This window comes from Cryobacterium sp. M23 (assembly GCF_002929655.1).
Lineage (GTDB): Bacteria > Actinomycetota > Actinomycetes > Actinomycetales > Microbacteriaceae > Cryobacterium > Cryobacterium sandaracinum.
In genome coordinates, this window is sequence record NZ_PJJV01000052.1 from 26604 (window position 1) to 45462 (window position 18859).

An 18859-nucleotide genomic window follows, 5' to 3' on the forward strand; every position below is an offset into this window, starting at 1 on the left:
CGAGATCGCACGCGTCGAGCACGATACGGGAGAGGTCAGGCGCGCACCCTCAGGATCCACTTGCGCAGTTCCTCGACCCACAGCACGACGGATGCCATGCCCACGCAGACGGCCCAGTGCAGAGGATCCATCGAGGTGGTGCCGAACGCGGTCTGCAGGAGCGGGAGTTCGACCACGGCCACCTGCAACAGGATCGCGAGCAGGATCGCCCCCCACAGCCACGGGTTCACGAACAGCCGGTGGAACGCGGTGGTCAGCTCGGAGCGCGCGTTGAGTGTGTTGAACAGCTGGGCGAAGACCAGGGTGGTGAACCCCGCGGTGCGGGCCACGGTGAGGCCGTCCGTGCCGGGTTCCAGCGCCGGCAGCAGCCCGCCGGGCAGGAACAGGTCGATCGTGGCGAGGGTGACCACCGCCATCACCAGGCCGGTCGACATGATGCCCACCCACATGCGCAGGTCGATCATACGGTCGTTGATCCCGCGCGGGGGGCGGGCCATCACGTCGTCGATCTCCGGGTCGACGCCCATCGCCAGGGCCGGGCCGGAGTCGGTGATCAGGTTGATCCAGAGGATCTGGGTGACCAGCAGGGGCAGCACCACGGTCTCGCTGCCGGCGCCGGTCAGGCCCAGCACCCCGGCGAGGAGCACGCCGAGGAACACGGTGAGCACCTCGCCCATGTTCGAGGACAGCAGGTACCGCAGGAACTTCTTGATGTTGTCGAGGACGACCCGGCCGGCCCGCACCGCGGCGACGATGGTGGCGAAGTTGTCGTCGACCAGGATCATCTTCGCGGCCTCCTTGGTCACCTCGGTGCCCGTGATGCCCATGGCCACGCCGATGTCGGCGGACTTCAGGGCCGGGGCGTCGTTGACGCCGTCGCCGGTCATCGCCACGATGTCGCCGTTGGCCTGCAGGGCGTCGACGATCCGCAGCTTGTGCCGCGGGGAGACGCGGGCGAACACGGATGTGCCGCGCACCGCCTCCCGTAGCCCCGGCTCGTCGAGGTGGTCGAGGTCTGCTCCCGCCAGCGTCGTCGACCCCGGTTCGACGATCCCCAGGTCGCTCGCGATCCGCGCGGCCGTGGCGGGGTGATCGCCCGTGATCATGATCACGCGCACGCCCGCCCGGTGGGCTTCCTGGACGGCTGACGTCACCTCGGCGCGGGGCGGGTCGATGATGCCGACCACCCCGGCGTAGATCAGGTCCTGCTCGTCGGCCTCGTCCAGCGGCGCCGTGTTCTCGTCGGCGACTCGGTAGGCGACACCCAGGGTGCGGAAGGCCTGGGCCGAGAGCGCCTGGATGTCGGCAAGCATCCGTGGCCGCTGCTCGGCGGTCAGAGGTACGACCGTCTCGCCGACTTGCACGTAGGCGCAGCGCTCGAGGAGCACGTCGGGCGCGCCCTTGCTGAAGATGCGCAGGCTGTCGTCGCCGGTCTCCTGGTGCAGGGTGGACATCATCTTGCGTTCCGAGGTGAAGGGCATCTCACCCCGACGTTCGAACCGGGCCATGTGCCCGGTGGTGCCCTCGAGTTTGGCCGCGGCCACCAGGAACGCGGCCTCCGTGGGGTCACCCTGGATCTCCCACTCGCCGTCGTGCTCGGTCAGCTGGGCGTTGCCGGCGAGGGAACCGACGCCCAGCACCAGCTGGGCCTCAAAGCGGAGTGCCGGGTCTGTGAGCGGTTCGTCGCCCTGGCGCAGTTCGCCCTCGGGGCGGTAGCCCACCCCGGTCACGTCCACCCGGCCGGAGGCGGTCAGCAACTGCTGGATCGTCATCTCGTTGCGGGTTAGCGTGCCGGTCTTATCGCAGCAGATCACGGATGCGGAGCCCAGGGTCTCCACGGATTTCAGGTTCTTGACAACGGCGTTCTGCCGCGCCATCCGTTGTATCCCGATGGAGAGGATCACCGACAGGATTGCCGGCAGCCCCTCGGGAACGGCTGCGACCGCGAGGGATACCCCGAGCAGGAACACGGTCACGAAGTCGGCGGGCGTGGACACGCCCTGCACGAGCACGATGGTGAGCATCACGACCGTGGCGATCGCGATCACGACGACGCTGAGCAGCTTGCCGATGTGGCCGATCTCGGTTTGCAGCGGGGTGGGGTGCGCCTCGGTGCGGTCAAGCATCGTGGCGATGGCGCCGACCTCGGTGTTCATGCCGGTTCCGGTGACGATGCAGCGGCCGACGCCCTGGCTGACGGCGGTGCCCTTGAAGACCAAGTTCAGGCGATCGCCGAGGGCGGCCGCGGCGGGAAGGGTGCGCGGGTTCTTGGTGACGGCCTCGCTTTCGCCGGTGAGGGAGGCCTCCGCGATCCGCAGCGAACTCGCCTCGGTGAGGCGGGCATCCGCCCCCACGCTGTCGCCCTCACCCAGAACCAGCAGGTCGCCGCGCACCAGCTCGGTGCTGGGCACGGTGGCGAGCAGGCCGTCGCGCATGACGGTCGAGGATGCCGCTGTCATGGTGGACAGGGCGGCCACGGCGTTGTCGGCGCGCGCCTCCTGCACCAGGCCGAGCACGGCGTTGAGCACTAAGATCACGGCGATCACGATGGCGTCCACGGGCAGGCCGGGTGCCCCCTCGATCAGCCAGGCGCCGAGCGACACCGCGGTGGCGACCAGCAGCAGGTAGATCAGAGGGTCGTTGAACTGGGCCAGGATCCGGCGCCAGAACGGCACCGGGCGCACGCTGCGCAGCTTGTTCGGGCCCTCGGCCGCGAGGCGACGCGCGGCTTCGGCGCCGGTGAGGCCCCGGGCGGCGTCGGTCTCGAGCCGGCGGGCGATCTCGGCGGCATCGGTAACGGCGGGATCGACTGCGAGACGGTCGATCGGGTCCGATATTTCCGATTGAGCTGATTTCTCCGATTGAGCAGACGCGTCCATCGGGTGGGTTCCTCGTTTCCGGGAGTGCCGGGTCGGTCTGGCCCGCGGCTCCACCCAGTGTAGAACCGGGCCGCGGCCGGCGCTGCGTCGGTGCCCGTCGGTGCCCGTCGGTGCCTTTCGGTGCCTTTCGGTGCCTTTCGACATCCCGTCCGTCCCGGCGTACCTTCCACAATGGGGGTTCGCGACGGCGGATGCTGCTGGGTCGACTGCGACAGATCCCGCCTGGAGCGAAGCCCACCACATCAACGACTGGCTGAACGACAACGGCTACACCGACCTTGTCGACGGAGTGCTGCTCTGCCACCCACACCACCTGCTCCTGCACAACCAGCAATGGAGCATCATCCGAACCGAAACGGACTACTGGCTTTGACCACCAGTCGAAGTCAATCCGGACCAGACCCTGATCGCACTCCCCAGCAAGCGGGCGAACCCGTAATCAGGGCGCAGGCTTGATTGCCGTCCTTGCCGTCCTTGTTTCGGGGGATTGGCGGCTCAGCGCCAGAGGGTGGAGTCGATCTGGATGGCCACCACAGAGAGATGCTGACCTTGCTCGATCTTCTCGACCTCGTAGACGCGCACGGGTGTCTGCGGCACGGTGTCCATCGGTCGTCCGACGCCTATCCCGTAGGTGACGTAGCCCTCGAAATCTCCCGCCGGAGCGTAGCGGGTGATCGCGCCGTAACCGAGGACTTCCGGCGGCGCGGTGCCGGGGGAAGCCCCCCCCCGGGAAATCAGCGTCGGCGCAGGCGAGGCCGGTGCGGAACCGGTGGCCGAACCTGTGGCCGAACCCGTGGCCGATGGCGAGGCGCCACCGCCGAAATCGGGGTCCCAGGGAGCACACGCCGTCGCAGCCAGGGTGGTAATCAGGAGAAGAGGGACCACCAGCATCCGTCGCAGTGGTGAACGTCGCCGCGTCATGATGATCCCCAATCCGCGTCCCGGTGGTCTCCCCACGGGAACAGGGCGCGCTTTGCAGGGGGGGTCTACACCTCGGCCGGCTCCGCGACAAGGTCACCGGGCGGCACGGCGGGTGCGAGCTCACGCGCGTGCGCCGACGCGGTATCTGCGACTCGTCGGTCGGCGAGCCAGGTGTCCAGCTCGGCGGCGGAAACCGGCTGCGACAGGTGGACGCCCTGCGCGAAGTCGCAGCCGAAGCCGACCAGCTGGTCGTAGGCGCCGCCGCTGTCCACACCCTCGGCCACCATGCGCAGCCCCAGACTGTGGGCCAGCGCAATCGTCGAGGAAACCAGGGTCGCGGCTCGGGCATCGCCGGCCATCGGGAAGACGAAGGATCGGTCGAGCTTGAGCTCGTCGATGGGCAGATCGCGCAGGTAGGCGAGCGAACTGTAGCCGGTGCCGAAGTCGTCGACGGAGATGCGGATGCCCTGCTCTCGTAGCCGGGTGAGGATGCCTCGGGCCCGGCCCCGGTCATTGAGCAGGAATTCCTCGGTGATCTCCAGGGCCAGGATCGACGAGGGCAGACCGCGGGCGGCGATCATGGCACCGATCCGGTCCGGCAGTTCCGTGTCGACCAGTGAGCTGGCCGACAGGTTCACGGCGATGGTCAGCGGATGCCCCTGCGCCTGCCAGAGCACGGCCTGGTCCAGCGCCTGCCGCAGCACGACCTGCGTCAGGGTGTGCATCAGCCCGGCCTCCTCGATGATCGGCACGAACTGATCGGGCAGCAGCAGGCCGCGCTCGGGGTGGTTCCAGCGCACAAGGGCCTCGACGTCCCGCACCGCCCCGCTGCCGAGGTCGACCTTGGGCTGATAGTGCAGCACCAGCTGCTCATCGGTGAGAGCGAGGCGCAGTTCGGCCAGGGTGCGCAGCCGGGTCTCGCCGTGGCTGTCGTCGTCGCTGTCGTATACGTGGTGGCCACCGCGGCTCGTTTTCGCCTCGTACATGGCCATGTCGGCCTTGCGGAGCAGCGCCGTCAGGTCTTTGCCCCGGTCGGGATAGAGGGAGATTCCGACACTGGCGCTGGTCTGCAGCGTGATGCCGTCCAGAATGAACGGCTCGGCCAGCGCGGCACGCAGTTTGACGGCCACCGTCAGGGCATCCTCCCGCGCGGAGTCCGTGAGCAGGATCGCGAACTCGTCGCCGCCGAGGCGGGCCAGGAGGTCTCCGGCACGCAGCTGCCGGTTCAAACGGATGCCGACCTGGATCAGCAGCCGGTCACCCACGTCATGACCGAGGCTGTCGTTGACCTCCTTGAACCGGTTAAGGTCCAGCAGCAGCAGGGCACTCGTCCGGCCCTCGACCGCTGCCAGGCGGGTGGGCACGTCCGCATTGAATGCGCGGCGGTTGCGCAGACCGGTGAGGTCGTCCGTTCGCGCCAGTAGGTTCAGAACCCGTTGCCGGCCGACCAGCGGCACCACCGCCAGCGCCATGGTTGCCCCGGCCAAGGCCACGGCGAGGTTTGACACCGTGACCTGGCTGGCGAGGATCAGAACCCCGAGTCCGGGGATCGTCGACACCATCGGCACGGCCAGAGCGGACACGGTTGTGGCCGTGGCCGCGGCCCTGCGATCCCGAACCGGGCGCGGGAGGGAGGTGCTGTCCACCCAGAGCGCAATCAGTACGACCCCGATGTTCCAGGTCGCGTCGAGCGGGGTGCCCACCGTGTACAGGTCACCCTGCAGTGCGAAGACGGTATCGGCGCCGGCGAAGACCACCAGGCCGGCGACGAGGAGCATCCAGCGCTTCCCGGCATCCAAGCCGTGCGACGCCACGATCCCGGCGAGCGCCGCCACCACCAGCAGGTCGAGCGCCGGATAGGCGGCCGCGATGACGGCACCGAGGCTGAGCGGGTCCGCGGCGGCGGAATCGAAGACGGGGCTGAGGATGACGGCCAGCACTGCGGCGGCACCCAGGGAACCCACGGCGGTGTCCAGGAAGACGGACCAGGCCGATCCGCGCAGTTGCCGGTTCACGAGCACCGCCAGCGCCCAGAGCAGGAGCAGGTAGAACAGCAGATAGCCGATGTCGGCCGGCGAGGGAAACGGTGACGCACCGTCGGCATCCGCGCTGACGAGGTAGTAGGTGTCCGCCAGGGCGTTCATGGTCAGAGCGGCGGTGGCGAGGCCCACCTCGATCTGCCCGCGCCCGACCCGGTAGACGGCGGCGCAGCCCACGAGCACGGGTGCCCACACCGAGAGCATGGCGAGCCAGCCGTCGACCAGGGGGCTGAAGTCGTCGCCCTTCAGGGCCAGGCCGAGGGTGTAGGCGATGACCAGTACCAGCATGAGCGTCAGCGCGCCGAAGCGGAACCGCTCACGGTGCCGCCGGTCATGGCAGGGCCGCCGCGCTCTGCCTTGCGGTCAGCCACTCGTCGAGTGCCGCGGCGGAGATGGGGCGTGACATGAAGTATCCCTGGGCGAAGTCGCATCCGTAGCGCACCAACTCGTCGTAGGCGACGCTGTTCTCCACGCCCTCGGCGACCATTTTCAGGCCGAGGCCGTGCGCGAGGTCGATCGTGGAGGCCACCAGCGCGGCGGCCCGGGCGTCGTCGGCCATCGGGAAGATGAAGGACTGGTCCAGCTTGAGCTCGTCGATGGGCAGGTCACGAAGATAGGCGAGCGAACTGTAACCGGTGCCGAAGTCGTCGACGGAGATCCGGATACCACTGGCGCGCAACCGGGTCAGGATGTCCCGGGCTCGGTCGCGGTCGGCCATCAGGAAGTCCTCGGTGATCTCGAGCATCAGCGCGGTGGGCAGAAGACCGCGGGCCGACAGCATGGTGCCCACCCGTTCGGGCAGATCGGCGTCGATCAGTGAGCTGGCGGACAGGTTCACCGCAACCGTCAGGGTACGGGCCTGGGCCGACCAGAGCACGGACTGGTCCAACGCCTTCCGCAGAACCTCCTGGGTCAGCGCGTGCATGAGACCGGCCTCTTCGACCAAGGTCAGGAACTGGTCGGGAAACAGCAGACCGCGCTCGGGGTGGTTCCAGCGCACGAGGGCCTCGACGCCGGAGACGAACCCGGTCTTCAGGCAGATCTTCGGCTGGTAGTGCAAAACCAGCTGGTCCTCGGTCAGGGCGAGGCGCAACTCCTGCAGGGTGCGCAGCCGGGCGTCACCGTGGCGGTTGTCCGCGCTGCGGTAGACGTGGTGGCCGCTGTGGGTCGCCTTCGCCTTGTACATCGCCATGTCGGCCTTGCGCAGCAGTGCGGTCAGGTCATCGCCCTGGTCGGGGTAGAGCGCGATTCCGATGCTCGCGCTGGTCTGCAGGGAAATGCCTTCCAGGGTGAACGGCTGGGCCAGGGTGGCCCGGAGTTTGTTGGCCACCGCCTCGGCCTCCACCTGGTCGGTGTGCTCGAGCAGGATGGCGAACTCGTCGCCGCCCAACCGCGCGAGCAGGTCACCGGACCGCAGTCCATCCAGCAGACGACGGCCGACCTGCACGAGCAGCCGGTCGCCGGCGTCATGCCCGAGGCTGTCGTTGACCTCTTTAAAGCGGTCCAGGTCCAGCAGTAGCAGCGCCCGGTTCCGGCTCCTGTCGTCGGCCAGTCTCGACGAGACCTCGGCGTACAGCGCACGCCGGTTCGGCAGACCGGTCAGCTCGTCGGTCTTGGACTGGCGACGCAGGGCCACCTGCCGGGAGACCAGGGGAACGGCTGCGAGGGCCAGGGTCGCCGCCGCCAGCCCGATCGCGATGTGGGGAACCGGCGTCTGGCTGGCGAGGAGCAGCACACCCAGGCCGGCCGCGGTCGACACCGCCGGCAGCGCCAGGGCCGCTACGCCGTTGGAGGAGTTGTTCCGAACCAGATCGGGTCGCGACGAGGCATCCGCCCACACCGCGATCAGGGCCAGACCCACGGCCCAGCCGGCGTCCAGAGGAGTGCCGAGAACGTACCTGGTTTCGAGTAACGCGAAGACGAGACCGGTGGACGTGAACATCAGCAGGCCGAAGACGAGGAGGATCCAGCGGCGGCCGGCAACCGGGCCCTGCGAGGTGGTGAGTGCGACGACGACGGCAACCAGCAGCAGGTCGAACAGTGGGTAGGCGACGGCGGCGGCGATGGCCTTGTTCGCCCCGGCCGCGTCGACTGAGTTCGCCATCGGGCCGAGCAGCACGGCCAGCACCGAGGCCGCGCCGAGTGCACCGATGGCGCTGTCCAGCACCACCGACCAGACCATGCCGCGCAGCTGGCGGCGCACCAGCACGACCAGCACGACCAGCATGAGGGCGAAGAACAGGAGGTAGCCGACCTCGCTCACGCGGGGGAACATCTCGGCGCCCCAGATCAGCATCCACAGGGAATAGGAATCGACGATCGCGATGATGGTGACCGCCGCGGCCGTGAGCGGGAGTTCGGGATGCCGGAATCGCTCCAGACCGCTGGCCGCGATCCGCACTCGGCTCCGCGAGCGCTTGCGCATCACGGCGGCCCAGCACACGACGACCATGGACAACTTCAGGAGGGACGCCAGCCAGCCGTCGACGAAGAGGTGGAATCCGTCGTCGGGCATCAGCAGGCCGATGACGTAGCTGCCCAGGAACACGGCCATCAGCCAGGCGGGCCAGGAGGCGCTCCTGGCAAAGAAACCTCGAACTAGGCGGCCGTAGGGCGCCCCTGAATCCAACTGCACGGAACCCCCACGTTATCTAATCTCAGATTAGCAGCGGCGGGAGACGGAGAACCAACCGACCCGCTCGATTGGGGGTGGGGAATCGTGGACGGGGCGCGGCGGCGCACCGCCCTACGATTGAGTGAACGACCGACGAGCTGGAGGCAATCATGACGACACTGGTGGGGTTTTCGAGCAAGTACGGAGCCACCGAGGGAATCGCCGAGCGCATCGCTCGCAAACTGCGGGAGGCCGGGCAGGATGCCGTGGCCCGGCCGGTCGCATCCGTTGACCAGGTGGACGAGTACGACGCCTTCGTGATCGGCAGTTCCGCCTACATGGGGTCGTGGCGCAAGGGCGCGACGGAGTTCGTGCGGCGCCACCAGGAACTGATCACGGCGCATCCGGTGTGGCTGTTCAGCAGCGGGCCGCTCGGCACCGCGGGGAAGGACGCCCAGGGGCGAGATCTGCTCAAGGAGAGTGAGCCGAAGCAGTTCGAGGAGTTCGGCCAGTCGCTCCAGCCGCGCGGAATGCGGGTGTTCTTCGGTGCGCTCGACCCGACCGTGCTCGGCCGCCGGGACAAACTTGTGCGGCGCATCCCGAGTGGGCGCGAGCTGCTGCCCGAGGGCGACTTCCGCAACTGGGTCGCGATCGACGAATGGGCGGCGGAGATCGCCCGGGAGCTGTCCGTCTAACTCTCCAGCAGGCTGCGGATGTCGTCGGCCGTGAGGTTTCCACTGAACCCCGGCGCATCCGCTGGGGCGTCGCCCAGCACCTGGTCGAAGAGCTCGGCCTTCTGTTTCTGCAGGGCCATGACCTTCTCCTCGATGGTGCCGGTGGCGACCATTCGGTAGACCATCACGTTCTTCGTCTGGCCGATGCGGTGGGTGCGGTCGATGGCCTGCGTCTCGGTGGCCGGGTTCCACCACGGGTCGAGCAGGAAGACGTAGTCCGCCTCGGTCAGGGTGAGGCCGAACCCGCCGGCCTTCAGACTGATCAGGAACACTGGCTCACTGCCGGTCTTGAACCGGTCGATCACCTCGGAGCGGCGCAGGGTGGACCCGTCGAGGTAGCAGTAGGGGATGCCCCGGGCCTCGAGCCGCGCGGCCGCCTTCTTCAGGAACGACGTGAACTGGCTGAAGACGAGCGCGCGGTGACCTTCGGCGACGACGTCATCCAGCTGTTCGAAGAGGGCGTCGAGTTTGCTGGACGACACTCCGGCGTACTTCTCGTCGACCAGGGACGGGTCCAGGCTGAGCAGCCGCAGCAGGGTCAGCGAGCGGAACACGATGAACCGGTTTTTGTCGAGGTCGTCGATCAGGCCGAACAGCTTCTGCCGTTCCCGCTGCAGGAACGTGTCGTAGAGCGCGCGGTGCCGGGGGTTCAGTTCGATCTCAAGCACCTGCTCCTGTTTGGGCGGCAGCTCGGGGGCGACGACCGCCTTGGTGCGACGCAGCAACAGTGGGCGGATGCGCCGGCGCAGCCGCGTGAGCACCTCGGGGGTGTCGCCGCGGTCGATCGGGCGCACATACTCCTCCCTGAACCGCCGAAGGGAGGGGAACAGGCCCGGTGCCACGATCGCGAACAGGGCATGCAGCTCGAGCAGGCTGTTCTCCATCGGCGTGCCCGTGAGCGCGAGCTTGAACGGCGTCGTCAGGTCGCGGGCGCACAGGTGCACCCGGGTGGCACGATTCTTCACGAATTGTGCCTCGTCCAGGATCAGCCCGGCCCAGCCGTGCGCCTGGTAGGCCTCGAAGTCGAGACGGAACAGCGTGTAGGAGGTGAGGACGACGTCGGCGCCGGCCGCGGCATCCGTCAGCGGGATGCCACCGGCCGCCTCGGTGGCTGTGATCACCCGAACGTCGAGGCCGGGCGTGAAGCGGGCGGCCTCGGAGCGCCAGGTGGCGACGACGGATGTCGGGGCGACGACCAGGAACGGCCGCCGCTGGGCCGGGTCGGCCGGGTGGGCGTGCCCGGCCGGGTGGGCGTGCCCGGCCGGGTGGGCGTGCCCGGCTGGGTGGGCCTGCCCGGCCGGCTGCGCGGTCGCGTGCGCCAGGAGTGCGAGCGTCTGCAGGGTCTTGCCGAGGCCCATGTCGTCGGCGAGGATTCCGCCCAGCTGGTGCTGCCAGAGGAAGGTCAGCCAGGTGAAGCCCTGCGCCTGGTATGGGCGCAGGGTGGCGTGCACGGCGGCCGGCAGCGGGGTGGGCGGGGCGTGCTCGGCGTCGTCGGCGCCCTTGGACAAGCCGATCAGCCCGGACACGGCCGCCCGCCACGCCACGGCCTGCTCGGTGTCGTCGGCGAGGTCCTCGAAGTCGCTCCAGAGGGCAGCCTGGTAGCGGCTGATGCGCAGGCCGGTGTCCCATTCCTGCAGGGCGCGGGCCTCGGTGATCAGTTCGTGCAGGCGCTCGAAAGCCGGCTGCCGCAGCGACAGGTAGCTGTTGTCGACCAGCAGGAGCTTCGCCTGCCCCTTCGCCAAAGCTTTAAACAGCGGGCTGAACGGCACGCTCCGACCATTGATCGTGACGATCACGCCCAGGTCGAACCAGTCCCGCTGGTCCGTCTCGACCGTGCTGATTGTTAGCTCAGGAGTCTCGGTCAGTTCGCGGTAGTCGGGCCGGGTGCCGCGGATGTCCACGCGCACGCCGGGCAGCGTTTCCAGCCGCGGGAGCGCACGTTCGGCCACCTCGGCCGCATCGATGCCGCGCAGGGTGACGGATGTCGCGGCCGGGCCTGCGTCGGGGTGGCCGGCCTCCTCGAGGAGACGCCTGGCCCGCTCGTGGATGACCCGTTCGGTGGGCTCGTCGCGGCTTCCGTTCGAGGGAGACGTGGGCGTGGATGTGGATGTGAACGTGGACGACAGCATGGGCAGCTTCTTCAGCAGGGAACCCTCGCGGTACTCCCAATGCCAGGCCAGCTCCAGCGCCTGCCTCGGCCGGAACCAGGCGGTGAGCACGAGCAGAGGTGGGTCGGCCTGGGGGAAGCGCACGGAGCCATCCGTGCTGATCACCGGCAGGGTGCGCCGCAGCGCCGGATAGAAGTCGCTCAGGAACTCGGCCGTCTCGTCGGCAGGCACGAGAACCGTGCCGGGCGCACCGAGCAGCCGGCGCTGCTCGGCGGTGAGCGGACCGTCGACGGTCGGGGCCAGGGTGAATACCGGGCGCGGCCCGAGGGCATAGCCGTAGATCCCGTGGCCGCCGATCGCCCCGGAACGCTCGGGGGGATGCGGGGTGCCGTCAAACAGGAGCCGGGTGGTCAGGAGCAGACCCTGGGTGCCGGCGGCGCCTGTGCTGCTGAACGCGCCGGCGGCGCCTGTGCTGCTGAACGCGCCGGCGGCGCCTGTGCTGCTGAACGCGCCGGCGGCGTTCCGGCTTGCGTCGAGGCTCACGTGGGCCGCGCGGCCCACGCTGACCGTGGCATCCTTCGTGCTGCCCACGAGACGCAGCCCCAGGGTCTCGGCCTCGTCGAAGAGGGTCCAGAGCAGCGGGCTGACGAAGTCATCGAGGTAGATCCAGTCCGTCTCCTGGCTGGTGTAGACGCCGCGCACGGCCCGGTGCAGGGCCAGGATCTGGCTCATCCAGCGGTGGTGCTCGCGGTTGAGGTTGAGGCGGGAGCGGTAAAAGCCCAGTTGGTTCCACGCCACGTCCGTGCGTACCCAGTTGCCACGGGCGCTTCGGATGACCGGGCGCACCCCGAGCCGGATCTCGCCCTGCCCGGGGCGCACGTTCGTGACCGGCCGGGCCGTCGCACCACGCCAGCGGTCGTCCGTGCGGGGCGTCTGCTCGCGCAGCTCGAATTGGAGACCCATCGGAACGGGCGGATCGGTGGTCCCACCCGGTTCGCCGGGCACGGGTCCCGCGATCCGCTTCCAGTCCGCCCGCGCCGGGGGAGACCCGGCGTCAGACATGGCTCCATGCTCTCATGTGGGCAGCGCGGTCGGAGCGCAGTGACCGCGGTTGAACCAATTCGACGGAGAATTTGCCGGAAAACTGCTGAGGCTCACACAACTACCGCGGTGACCGCCGCTTCCCTCGACGGATGCGCCCTGGCGGCATCGATGATCCAGGCGAAGTCGAACGCCGTCTCACGCCACCGGCTGTACCGGCCGGACACCCCACCATGGCCGGCCGACATCTCGGTCTTCAGCAGAACATCCGCTCCCACCTCGCGCAGCCGGGCCACCCACTTGGCCGGCTCGACGTAGAGCACTCGGGTGTCGTTGAGACTGGTCACGGCGAGTATCCGCGGGTAGTGCGTGTCGCGCACGTTCTCCACGGGGGAGTAGCCGCGCATATAGGCGTACACCTCAGGGTCGTGCAGCGGGTCGCCCCACTCGTCCCACTCGATCACGGTCAGCGGCAGCGACGGGTCCAGGATCGACGTCAGCGCGTCCACGAACGGCACCCCGGCGAGGATGCCCGCGAACAGTTCCGGGGCCAGGTTCGCCACGGCGCCCATCAGCAGGCCGCCGGCGCTGCGGCCCTCGGCGACGAGCCGGTCGGGACTGGTGTAGCCCTGGTCGATCAGGTGCCGGGCGCTGTCGATGAAGTCCGTGAAGCTGTTGCGCTTGTGCAGCTTCTTGCCGTTCTCGTACCAGAGTCGACCCAGCTCGCCGCCGCCGCGCACGTGGGCGATCGCGAAGATCATGCCGCGGTCGAGCAGGCTGAGCCGGGCGATGCTGAACGACGGGTCGATGCTGATCTCGTAGGAGCCGTAGCCGTAGAGCAGGGTCGGGGCGGGAGTTCCCGGAGCGACGAGGTCACGCCGGTAGACGAGGGAGATCGGGATGCGCGTGCCGTCGGCGGCGGTAGCCCACTCGCGGCGCTGCTCGAACAGGGTCGGGTCGTAGCGGCCGAGCACGGGCTGCTGCTTCCGCAGCCGGCGCTCGCCGGTGGCGACCACGTGGTCGTAGACCGTCGACGGCGTGACGAAGCTGGTGTAACCGAGACGGATGGTCGGCGTGTCCCACTCGGGATTGGCCGACGTGCCCACGGAATACAGCGGTTCCTCGAAGCCGAGCTCGACGAAATCGAGTTCCTCGTCGGCTGCCTCGGCGCTCACGGCAACGCGGGTGAGTCCGTCCCGCCGGTATTCGGCCACCACGAAGTCGCGGAATGCGTCGACGCTCTCGAGGCGCACGGCCGTATCGTGGGGCAGTAGAATCCGTTTCTCACCCCGCGGGTCGGCGACGGAGACACTGACCAGCTCGAAGTTGACCGCGTGGTGGTTGTGCACGATCAGCAGGCGGTCCTCGCCGCCCAGCACGGCGTGCTCCACGTCGTACTCGACGCCGTCCAGCCGCGGCCAGACCAGGGCGAACTCGCCGGTCGGGTCGGCGGCGTCGAGCAGCCGGGTCTCGGTGGTCACGCTCGAGCCGGCCTCGATCAGCAGGAACCTGCGGCTGCGGGTGAGGCCGATGCCCACCCAGAAGCGCTCGTCGGGTTCGTGGAAGACCGACACGTCGGCGGCGGCCGCGGTTCCCACCTCGTGTCGCCACACGGTGTCGGGCCGCCAGGCGTCGTCCACGGTCGTATAGAAGATGTAGCGGCCGCTCGGGTCGAACAGTGCCCCCTCGCCGGTGTTCGGGATCTCGTCCGCGAGGTTCTCGCCGGTCGCGATGTCGCGCACGCGCAGGGTGTACCGCTCGTCGCCCTCGGTGTCTACGGCGTAGAGCAGCCGGTTCTCGTCGCCGCTCACGTCGGTGCTGCCGAGCGAGTAGAATTCGTGGCCGGCCGCCTCGGCGTTGTCGTCGAGCACGATCTGCTCGCCCGGGAGACCGGCGGTCCCGCTCGCCTGCCCGCTGGTGTGTTCGGGGATCGGCTCGGGAAGCACCGGCGGGGTCCAGTCGTCCGGCGCGGAGATCGGCGCACGGCAGTGGATGCCGTATTCCTTCCCCTCCACCGTGCGGGTGTAGTACCACCAGTGGCCCTGTCGCACCGGAACGCTGAGGTCGGTCTCCTGGGTGCGGCCCCTGATCTCCTCGAAGACCTGCTCCTGCAGCAGGGCCAGGTGGGCGGTGCGGGCATCCGTGAAGGTGTTCTCGGCGTCGAGGTGCGCGATCACCTCGGGGCTGTCCTTGTCGCGCAGCCACTCGTAGTTGTCGGTGAACACGTCGTCATGGAAACTGCGCTGCTGCGGCTTCTGCACCGCGCGGGGAGGAGTGGTCATGAGTCATAGCGTAGTTCCGTGAGGGCGCAGACTTGAGGGGTACCAGCCCAGAGACGAATGGAACCACAATGACGCAACCCGGAATCGCCCCGCTCGAAACCTCCCGGGAGGAGGCCCTGCAGGGGCAGGTCTTCCAGGCGGTGCTCTTCGACATGGACGGCACCCTGGTCGACTCCACTCAGGCGGTCACCCGGTCCTGGCTGCGCTGGGGTGCCGAGGCCGGCCTCGGCCCGTCGTTCACCGGCCCCGAGCACGGGGTGCCGGCGCGTCAGATGATCGCGACTCTGGTGGCGGAGGAGCTGGTCGAGACATCCGTCACCCGGCTGACCGAGTTCGAACTGGCCGACACGGATGGCGTCAGGATCCTGGCCGGCGCGGCGGAACTCATGGCGAGCATCCCCGAGGCCCGCCGGGCGATCGTCACGTCCTGTGCCCGGCAGCTGTGCCTGGTGCGCCTGGACGCCGCCGGCTTCCCCGCACCGCTCACGGTGGTGACCATCGACGACACCAGCCGCGGCAAGCCGTTCCCCGAGCCGTTCCTGCTGGCGGCCGAACGCCTCGGCGTCGACCCGGCCCGCTGCGTCGTGGTCGAGGATGCCCCAGCCGGCCTTGCCGCCGCCCGCGCCGCCGGCTGCGCCACGATCGGCGTCGTCGGCACCCATCGGGCCGCCGACCTGGAGGCCGACCTGGTGGTCTCCGGTCTCGACCGTCTGCGCGTGTCCGTGCAGGATGACGGAGTGGTCTTCCACCTGGTGACCGAGCAGTAGCAGCCCGGAGCAATAGCGTCCGGACTCAGCGCTCGTAGATTTCCAGCGGCAGCCCGTCGGGGTCGCGGAAGAAGAACATCGCTTTGCCGGTGTTCGGGTCCACCCTCAGTTCCTCAACCTCGACGTGCTTGCCGATCAGCTCGTCGCGCGCGGCCGGTACGTCGTCGACCTCGAACGCGAGGTGGCGCAGTCCGAGCGCTTCCGGGCCGCTCTTCCGGGGCGGGGTGTCGGGAAAAGAGAACAGTTCGATCAGGTAGTGGCCGTTCAGGGCAAGCTTGCCCATCCACGACCGGCGCGCGGCCCGGAAGTATTCCGCTTCGAGCGTGCAGCCGAGAACGTCGAGGTAGAAGGCCTTGGACACGTCGTAGTCGCTGGCGATAATGGCGATGTGGTGCACTCCGTTGATGCGCATGCGGCAGTTTCGCATACTCCAGGGGGCGGAAGAGGTCAGGATGAAACCGTCGACTATTAAGCTGGCTGATCGTTGGGAGACCGAGATGAATAAGAGCAGCGATCCACTGCGTCAAACGGTGGTGCTGGCGAGCGCGATCCTGGCCGTCGTCGGATCGTTCATCGGGTCCGGCGCCGCCGGCGGAACCCCGATCCAGAACGCGTCAGGCGGTGCGCTCGCCGCCGACGCCACCCCGATCGCCCCCGACGGGCCGGCCTTCGGCATCTGGACCGCGATCTACCTCGGCCTCATCGCCTACGCCCTGTGGCAGCTCCTGCCGGCGCAGAAATCGGATGACCGCCAACGCGCCCTGGGCTACCCGATCGCCGCGTCGCTCGTGCTGAACGCCGCCTGGATCCTGAGCATCCAGTTCGACCTGCTCTGGCTCAGTGTGCCCGTGATCGTGCTTCTGCTGGTCGTGCTGATCCGGGCGTTCCAGCTCACGCTCCGCACCCGGCCCAAAAACCTGATTGAGACGATCGTCGCCGACGGCACCGTGGGCCTGTACCTCGGCTGGGTGGCCATCGCCACCGCCGCCAACGTCACCGCGGTGCTCGTCGCCTCCGGCTTCGAAGGCTTCGGCCTCAGCGCGGACCTGTGGGCGGTGCTGGTCATCGCCGTCGCCGGGCTGGTCGGCGTGTTCCTCGCGATCTACGGCCACGGCCGTCTCGCCCCGGCCGCGTCTCTGTGCTGGGGCCTGGCCTGGGTGGCCGTGGCCCGGCTGGCCGGCACCCTGCTCTCCACTCCCACGGCGATCGCGGCGATCGTCGCCGTGGCCGCCATCCTGATCGTCACCATCACCGTGCGCGTGCGCACCTCCAGGTCCGCCACGTCCCGATCGGTCACCGCGTGAGCGATCCGGCCACCCTGCCCGTCACCCCGGCGGGCGTCACCTCGGCGCGCCGGCGCTGGGCCGGTCTCGTCTTCATCAGCGTCGCCGTCGCCCTGATCATCGTCGATTCCACAATCATCAACGTGGCCATCCCCTCGATCGTCGACGACCTGGCGATCACCTCGACCCAGGTGCAGTGGGTGCAGGAGAGCTACACCCTGGTCTTCGCGGCCCTGCTGCTGGTGTTCGGAACGCTTGCCGACCGGTTCGGTCGACGGCGCATCCTGATTCTCGGCGTAATCGTCTTCGCCACATCATCCGTCTTCGCGGCGCTCGCGCAGACGGGCGAACTCCTGATCCTGGGTCGGCTGATCCAGGGCGTCGGCGGTGCGATGGTGCTGCCCACCACGCTCTCGATCATCAACGCCACGTTCCGCGGCCGTGACCGAGGCATTGCGTTCGCGATCTGGGGCTCGACCATCGGCGGCATGGTGGCCGTCGGCCCCCTGCTCGGCGGCTGGCTCACCACCTCCTTCTCCTGGCGCTGGGCATTCGGCATCAACGTGCCACTGGGCATCGTCATCGTCATCGGCGTACTCGTCTTCGTGCTCGAATCGAAGGATGCCGGCGAGCCGCGCCGCATCGACGTCGTCGGCGCCGTGCTCTCGGTGATCACCAGCGCGTCGCTCGTCTTCGGGCTGATCGAGGGACGCACCTACGGCTGGTGGCTCACCGACAAAGCGCCGGTTGCGGGAGACTGGACCTGGCCGTACTCGCTGTCGATCATTCCATTCGTGTTCCTGATCACCGTCGTGTCCGGCGTGGCCTTCATCTACTGGGGGCTCTACCGCCAGCGGGCCGGCAAGACCACCCTGCTCGCCTTCTCCCTGTTCTCGATCCCGTCGTTCCGCAACGGCAACATCGCGGCCATGATCGTCTCCCTCGGTGAGTTCGGCATCATCCTGTCACTGCCGCTCTGGCTGCAGAATGTGCTCGGCTACGACGCCCTGCAGACCGGATTCGTGCTGCTCGCCCTCGCGCTGGGCTCATTCGTGGCCAGCGGGGTGTCCGGGGCGTTCGGCAACAAGATCTCACCCGAGACGATCGTGCGGTTCGGGATCGTCGCCGAGATCATCGGCGTCGCCGGCCTCGGCCTGATCATCACGGCCGAGTCCACCTGGCTCGTCGTGGTGCCGTTCCTGTTCGTCTACGGCATCGGCGTGGGGCTGGCCACCGCCCAGCTCACCGGCGTCGTGCTCAAGGATGTGCCGGTGGCGCAGAGCGGCCAGGGCTCCGGCACGTCCAGCACCGCCCGGCAGATCGGCTCGGCGCTCGGCATCGCGGTGCTGGGCACCGTGCTGTTCACTGCGGTCGGTACGTCGCTCGATGCGAAGCTGGCCGAGGTGCCCGGGCTGACTGCCGAGACCCGGAGTCAGATCGTCGACGCGGTCGTCGACAGTGCGGGCTCGGTGATCCCGTCGTTCGAAGAGCGGAGCCCCGAGCTGGCGGATGCCGCCCGCGAGGCGTTCAGCGACGGCACCCGCTACTCGGCGTACGCCGCAGCCGGGTTCCTCGTGCTCGGCTTCCTGGCGACGCTGCGGCTGTCCGGCACCGCGCCACACGCGGAGTCGCGCCGCGAGGATGCCGTCCCCGGCCAGAGCATCCCGGCGGCCGAGACCGCGGGGGAGCCCGTCTAGCTGCGTGTACCTGACGGCCAGGGGGTTTCGCGGGTGTGGGGATCCCGGGCTCCGCCGCGGGTCAGGCCCGGCCGAGCCTGCGCGTGTGGCCAACGCAGGACACCCGTCGCGGGTCAGGCCCGGCCGAGCCTGCGCGTGTGGCCAACTCAGGACATCCGTCGCCCGCATTGCCCGGCTCCCACGGACCAGTGCGGAACCGGTGCGGATGTCCGTCCCGGCCGGACGGATCTCCTGAGTTGGCCACAACACCCGCCGGATCTGCAGCCGCACGGGTGCGCTCTGCATCCACCCGCGACCCCGTGCGCGACCCCGTGCGTCACCCGTGCGTCCCCCCACCCGCCACCCCGTGCTCCACCGCGCAGCCCGAATGAATTCGACGGAGATTTTGCCCACAACCCTCTGCGTCAAGCTGATTGTGAGTCACTTCACAAGCAGTAGGAGGCAAGGCAATGTCGATAAGCCCGGGGTTCACAACGGAGGAGATCCGCGAGTTC

12 protein-coding genes are annotated in these 18859 nt (G+C 68.9%); 5 read left to right on the top strand and 7 right to left on the bottom strand.

Features of this window, described 5'->3' with window-relative positions:
* Nucleotides 1-35: 35 nt before the first annotated feature.
* A complete protein-coding gene (locus tag CXY82_RS03240; RefSeq protein ID WP_104169659.1) occupies nt 36-2879 on the bottom strand; it encodes a cation-translocating P-type ATPase in 2844 nt (947 codons plus the stop codon).
* A 130-nt stretch (nt 2880-3009) separates the two neighbouring features.
* Between CXY82_RS03240 and CXY82_RS03245 the strand changes: the two genes are divergently transcribed.
* The gene (locus CXY82_RS03245) at nt 3010-3252 is read left to right on the top strand and encodes a hypothetical protein (RefSeq protein ID WP_146069040.1); all 243 of its coding nucleotides are present in this window, start codon (nt 3010-3012) and stop codon (nt 3250-3252) included.
* Between the two features lie 122 nt (nt 3253-3374).
* Here the strand turns inward: CXY82_RS03245 and CXY82_RS03250 are convergent, their stop codons facing one another.
* The 3 genes from CXY82_RS03250 to CXY82_RS03260 all read right to left on the bottom strand — a co-directional run bounded on the left by CXY82_RS03250 (nt 3375) and on the right by CXY82_RS03260 (nt 8474).
* Entirely contained in the window at nt 3375-3770 is a 396-nt protein-coding gene (locus tag CXY82_RS03250) for a hypothetical protein (protein ID WP_104169661.1), read from the bottom strand.
* A 95-nt stretch (nt 3771-3865) separates the two neighbouring features.
* Nucleotides 3866-6127: a bifunctional diguanylate cyclase/phosphodiesterase gene (locus CXY82_RS03255; RefSeq protein ID WP_104169662.1), complete on the bottom strand. Its 2262-nt coding sequence runs from the start codon at nt 6125-6127 to the stop codon at nt 3866-3868.
* A gap of 43 nt (nt 6128-6170) precedes the next feature.
* Nucleotides 6171-8474 (bottom strand): bifunctional diguanylate cyclase/phosphodiesterase, encoded by a 2304-nt coding sequence (locus CXY82_RS03260; RefSeq protein WP_146069041.1) that lies wholly within the window; start codon nt 8472-8474, stop codon nt 6171-6173.
* 149 nt (nt 8475-8623) lie between these two features.
* Between CXY82_RS03260 and CXY82_RS03265 the strand changes: the two genes are divergently transcribed.
* Nucleotides 8624-9148, top strand: a complete 525-nt coding sequence (locus CXY82_RS03265) for a flavodoxin domain-containing protein (protein ID WP_104169664.1) — start codon at nt 8624-8626, stop codon at nt 9146-9148.
* Here CXY82_RS03265 and CXY82_RS03270 read toward each other — a convergent pair.
* Nucleotides 9145-12357 carry a DEAD/DEAH box helicase gene (locus CXY82_RS03270; protein ID WP_104169665.1) on the bottom strand — a complete coding sequence of 1071 codons (3213 nt, stop codon included), beginning with the start codon at nt 12355-12357 and terminating at the stop codon, nt 9145-9147. The genes CXY82_RS03265 and CXY82_RS03270 overlap by 4 nt on opposite strands.
* Nucleotides 12358-12449: 92 nt before the next feature.
* A complete protein-coding gene (locus CXY82_RS03275) occupies nt 12450-14618 on the bottom strand; it encodes a S9 family peptidase (protein ID WP_104169666.1) in 2169 nt (722 codons plus the stop codon).
* 68 nt (nt 14619-14686) lie between these two features.
* Between CXY82_RS03275 and CXY82_RS03280 the strand changes: the two genes are divergently transcribed.
* On the top strand, nt 14687-15385 hold the full coding sequence (locus CXY82_RS03280; RefSeq protein ID WP_104169667.1) for an HAD-IA family hydrolase: 699 nt from the start codon (nt 14687-14689) through the stop codon (nt 15383-15385).
* Nucleotides 15386-15410: 25 nt separating this feature from the next.
* Here CXY82_RS03280 and CXY82_RS03285 read toward each other — a convergent pair whose 3' ends face one another.
* Nucleotides 15411-15797 (bottom strand): VOC family protein, encoded by a 387-nt coding sequence (locus tag CXY82_RS03285; protein ID WP_104169668.1) that lies wholly within the window; start codon nt 15795-15797, stop codon nt 15411-15413.
* An 85-nt stretch (nt 15798-15882) separates the two neighbouring features.
* Between CXY82_RS03285 and CXY82_RS03290 the strand changes: the two genes are divergently transcribed.
* Both CXY82_RS03290 and CXY82_RS03295 read left to right on the top strand, forming a co-directional pair.
* Nucleotides 15883-16689, top strand: coding sequence for a tryptophan-rich sensory protein (locus CXY82_RS03290; RefSeq protein ID WP_104169669.1), 807 nt, complete (start codon nt 15883-15885; stop codon nt 16687-16689).
* On the top strand, nt 16686-18365 hold the full coding sequence (locus CXY82_RS03295; RefSeq protein WP_233199187.1) for an MFS transporter: 1680 nt from the start codon (nt 16686-16688) through the stop codon (nt 18363-18365). Before CXY82_RS03290 ends, CXY82_RS03295 begins: the two co-directional genes overlap by 4 nt.
* The last annotated feature ends 494 nt before the right edge of the window (nt 18366-18859 follow it).

Coding starts and splice junctions, on each gene's coding strand:
- CXY82_RS03275 (WP_104169666.1), bottom strand. CDS start 14,618: ATGACCACTCCTCCCCGCGCGGTGCAGAAGCCGCAGCAGCGCAGTTTC.
- CXY82_RS03280 (WP_104169667.1), top strand. CDS start 14,687: ATGACGCAACCCGGAATCGCCCCGCTCGAAACCTCCCGGGAGGAGGCC.
- CXY82_RS03250 (WP_104169661.1), bottom strand. CDS start 3,770: ATGCTGGTGGTCCCTCTTCTCCTGATTACCACCCTGGCTGCGACGGCG.
- CXY82_RS03285 (WP_104169668.1), bottom strand. CDS start 15,797: ATGCGCATCAACGGAGTGCACCACATCGCCATTATCGCCAGCGACTAC.
- CXY82_RS03290 (WP_104169669.1), top strand. CDS start 15,883: ATGAATAAGAGCAGCGATCCACTGCGTCAAACGGTGGTGCTGGCGAGC.
- CXY82_RS03240 (WP_104169659.1), bottom strand. CDS start 2,879: ATGGACGCGTCTGCTCAATCGGAGAAATCAGCTCAATCGGAAATATCG.
- CXY82_RS03270 (WP_104169665.1), bottom strand. CDS start 12,357: ATGTCTGACGCCGGGTCTCCCCCGGCGCGGGCGGACTGGAAGCGGATC.
- CXY82_RS03255 (WP_104169662.1), bottom strand. CDS start 6,127: ATGCTGGTACTGGTCATCGCCTACACCCTCGGCCTGGCCCTGAAGGGC.
- CXY82_RS03265 (WP_104169664.1), top strand. CDS start 8,624: ATGACGACACTGGTGGGGTTTTCGAGCAAGTACGGAGCCACCGAGGGA.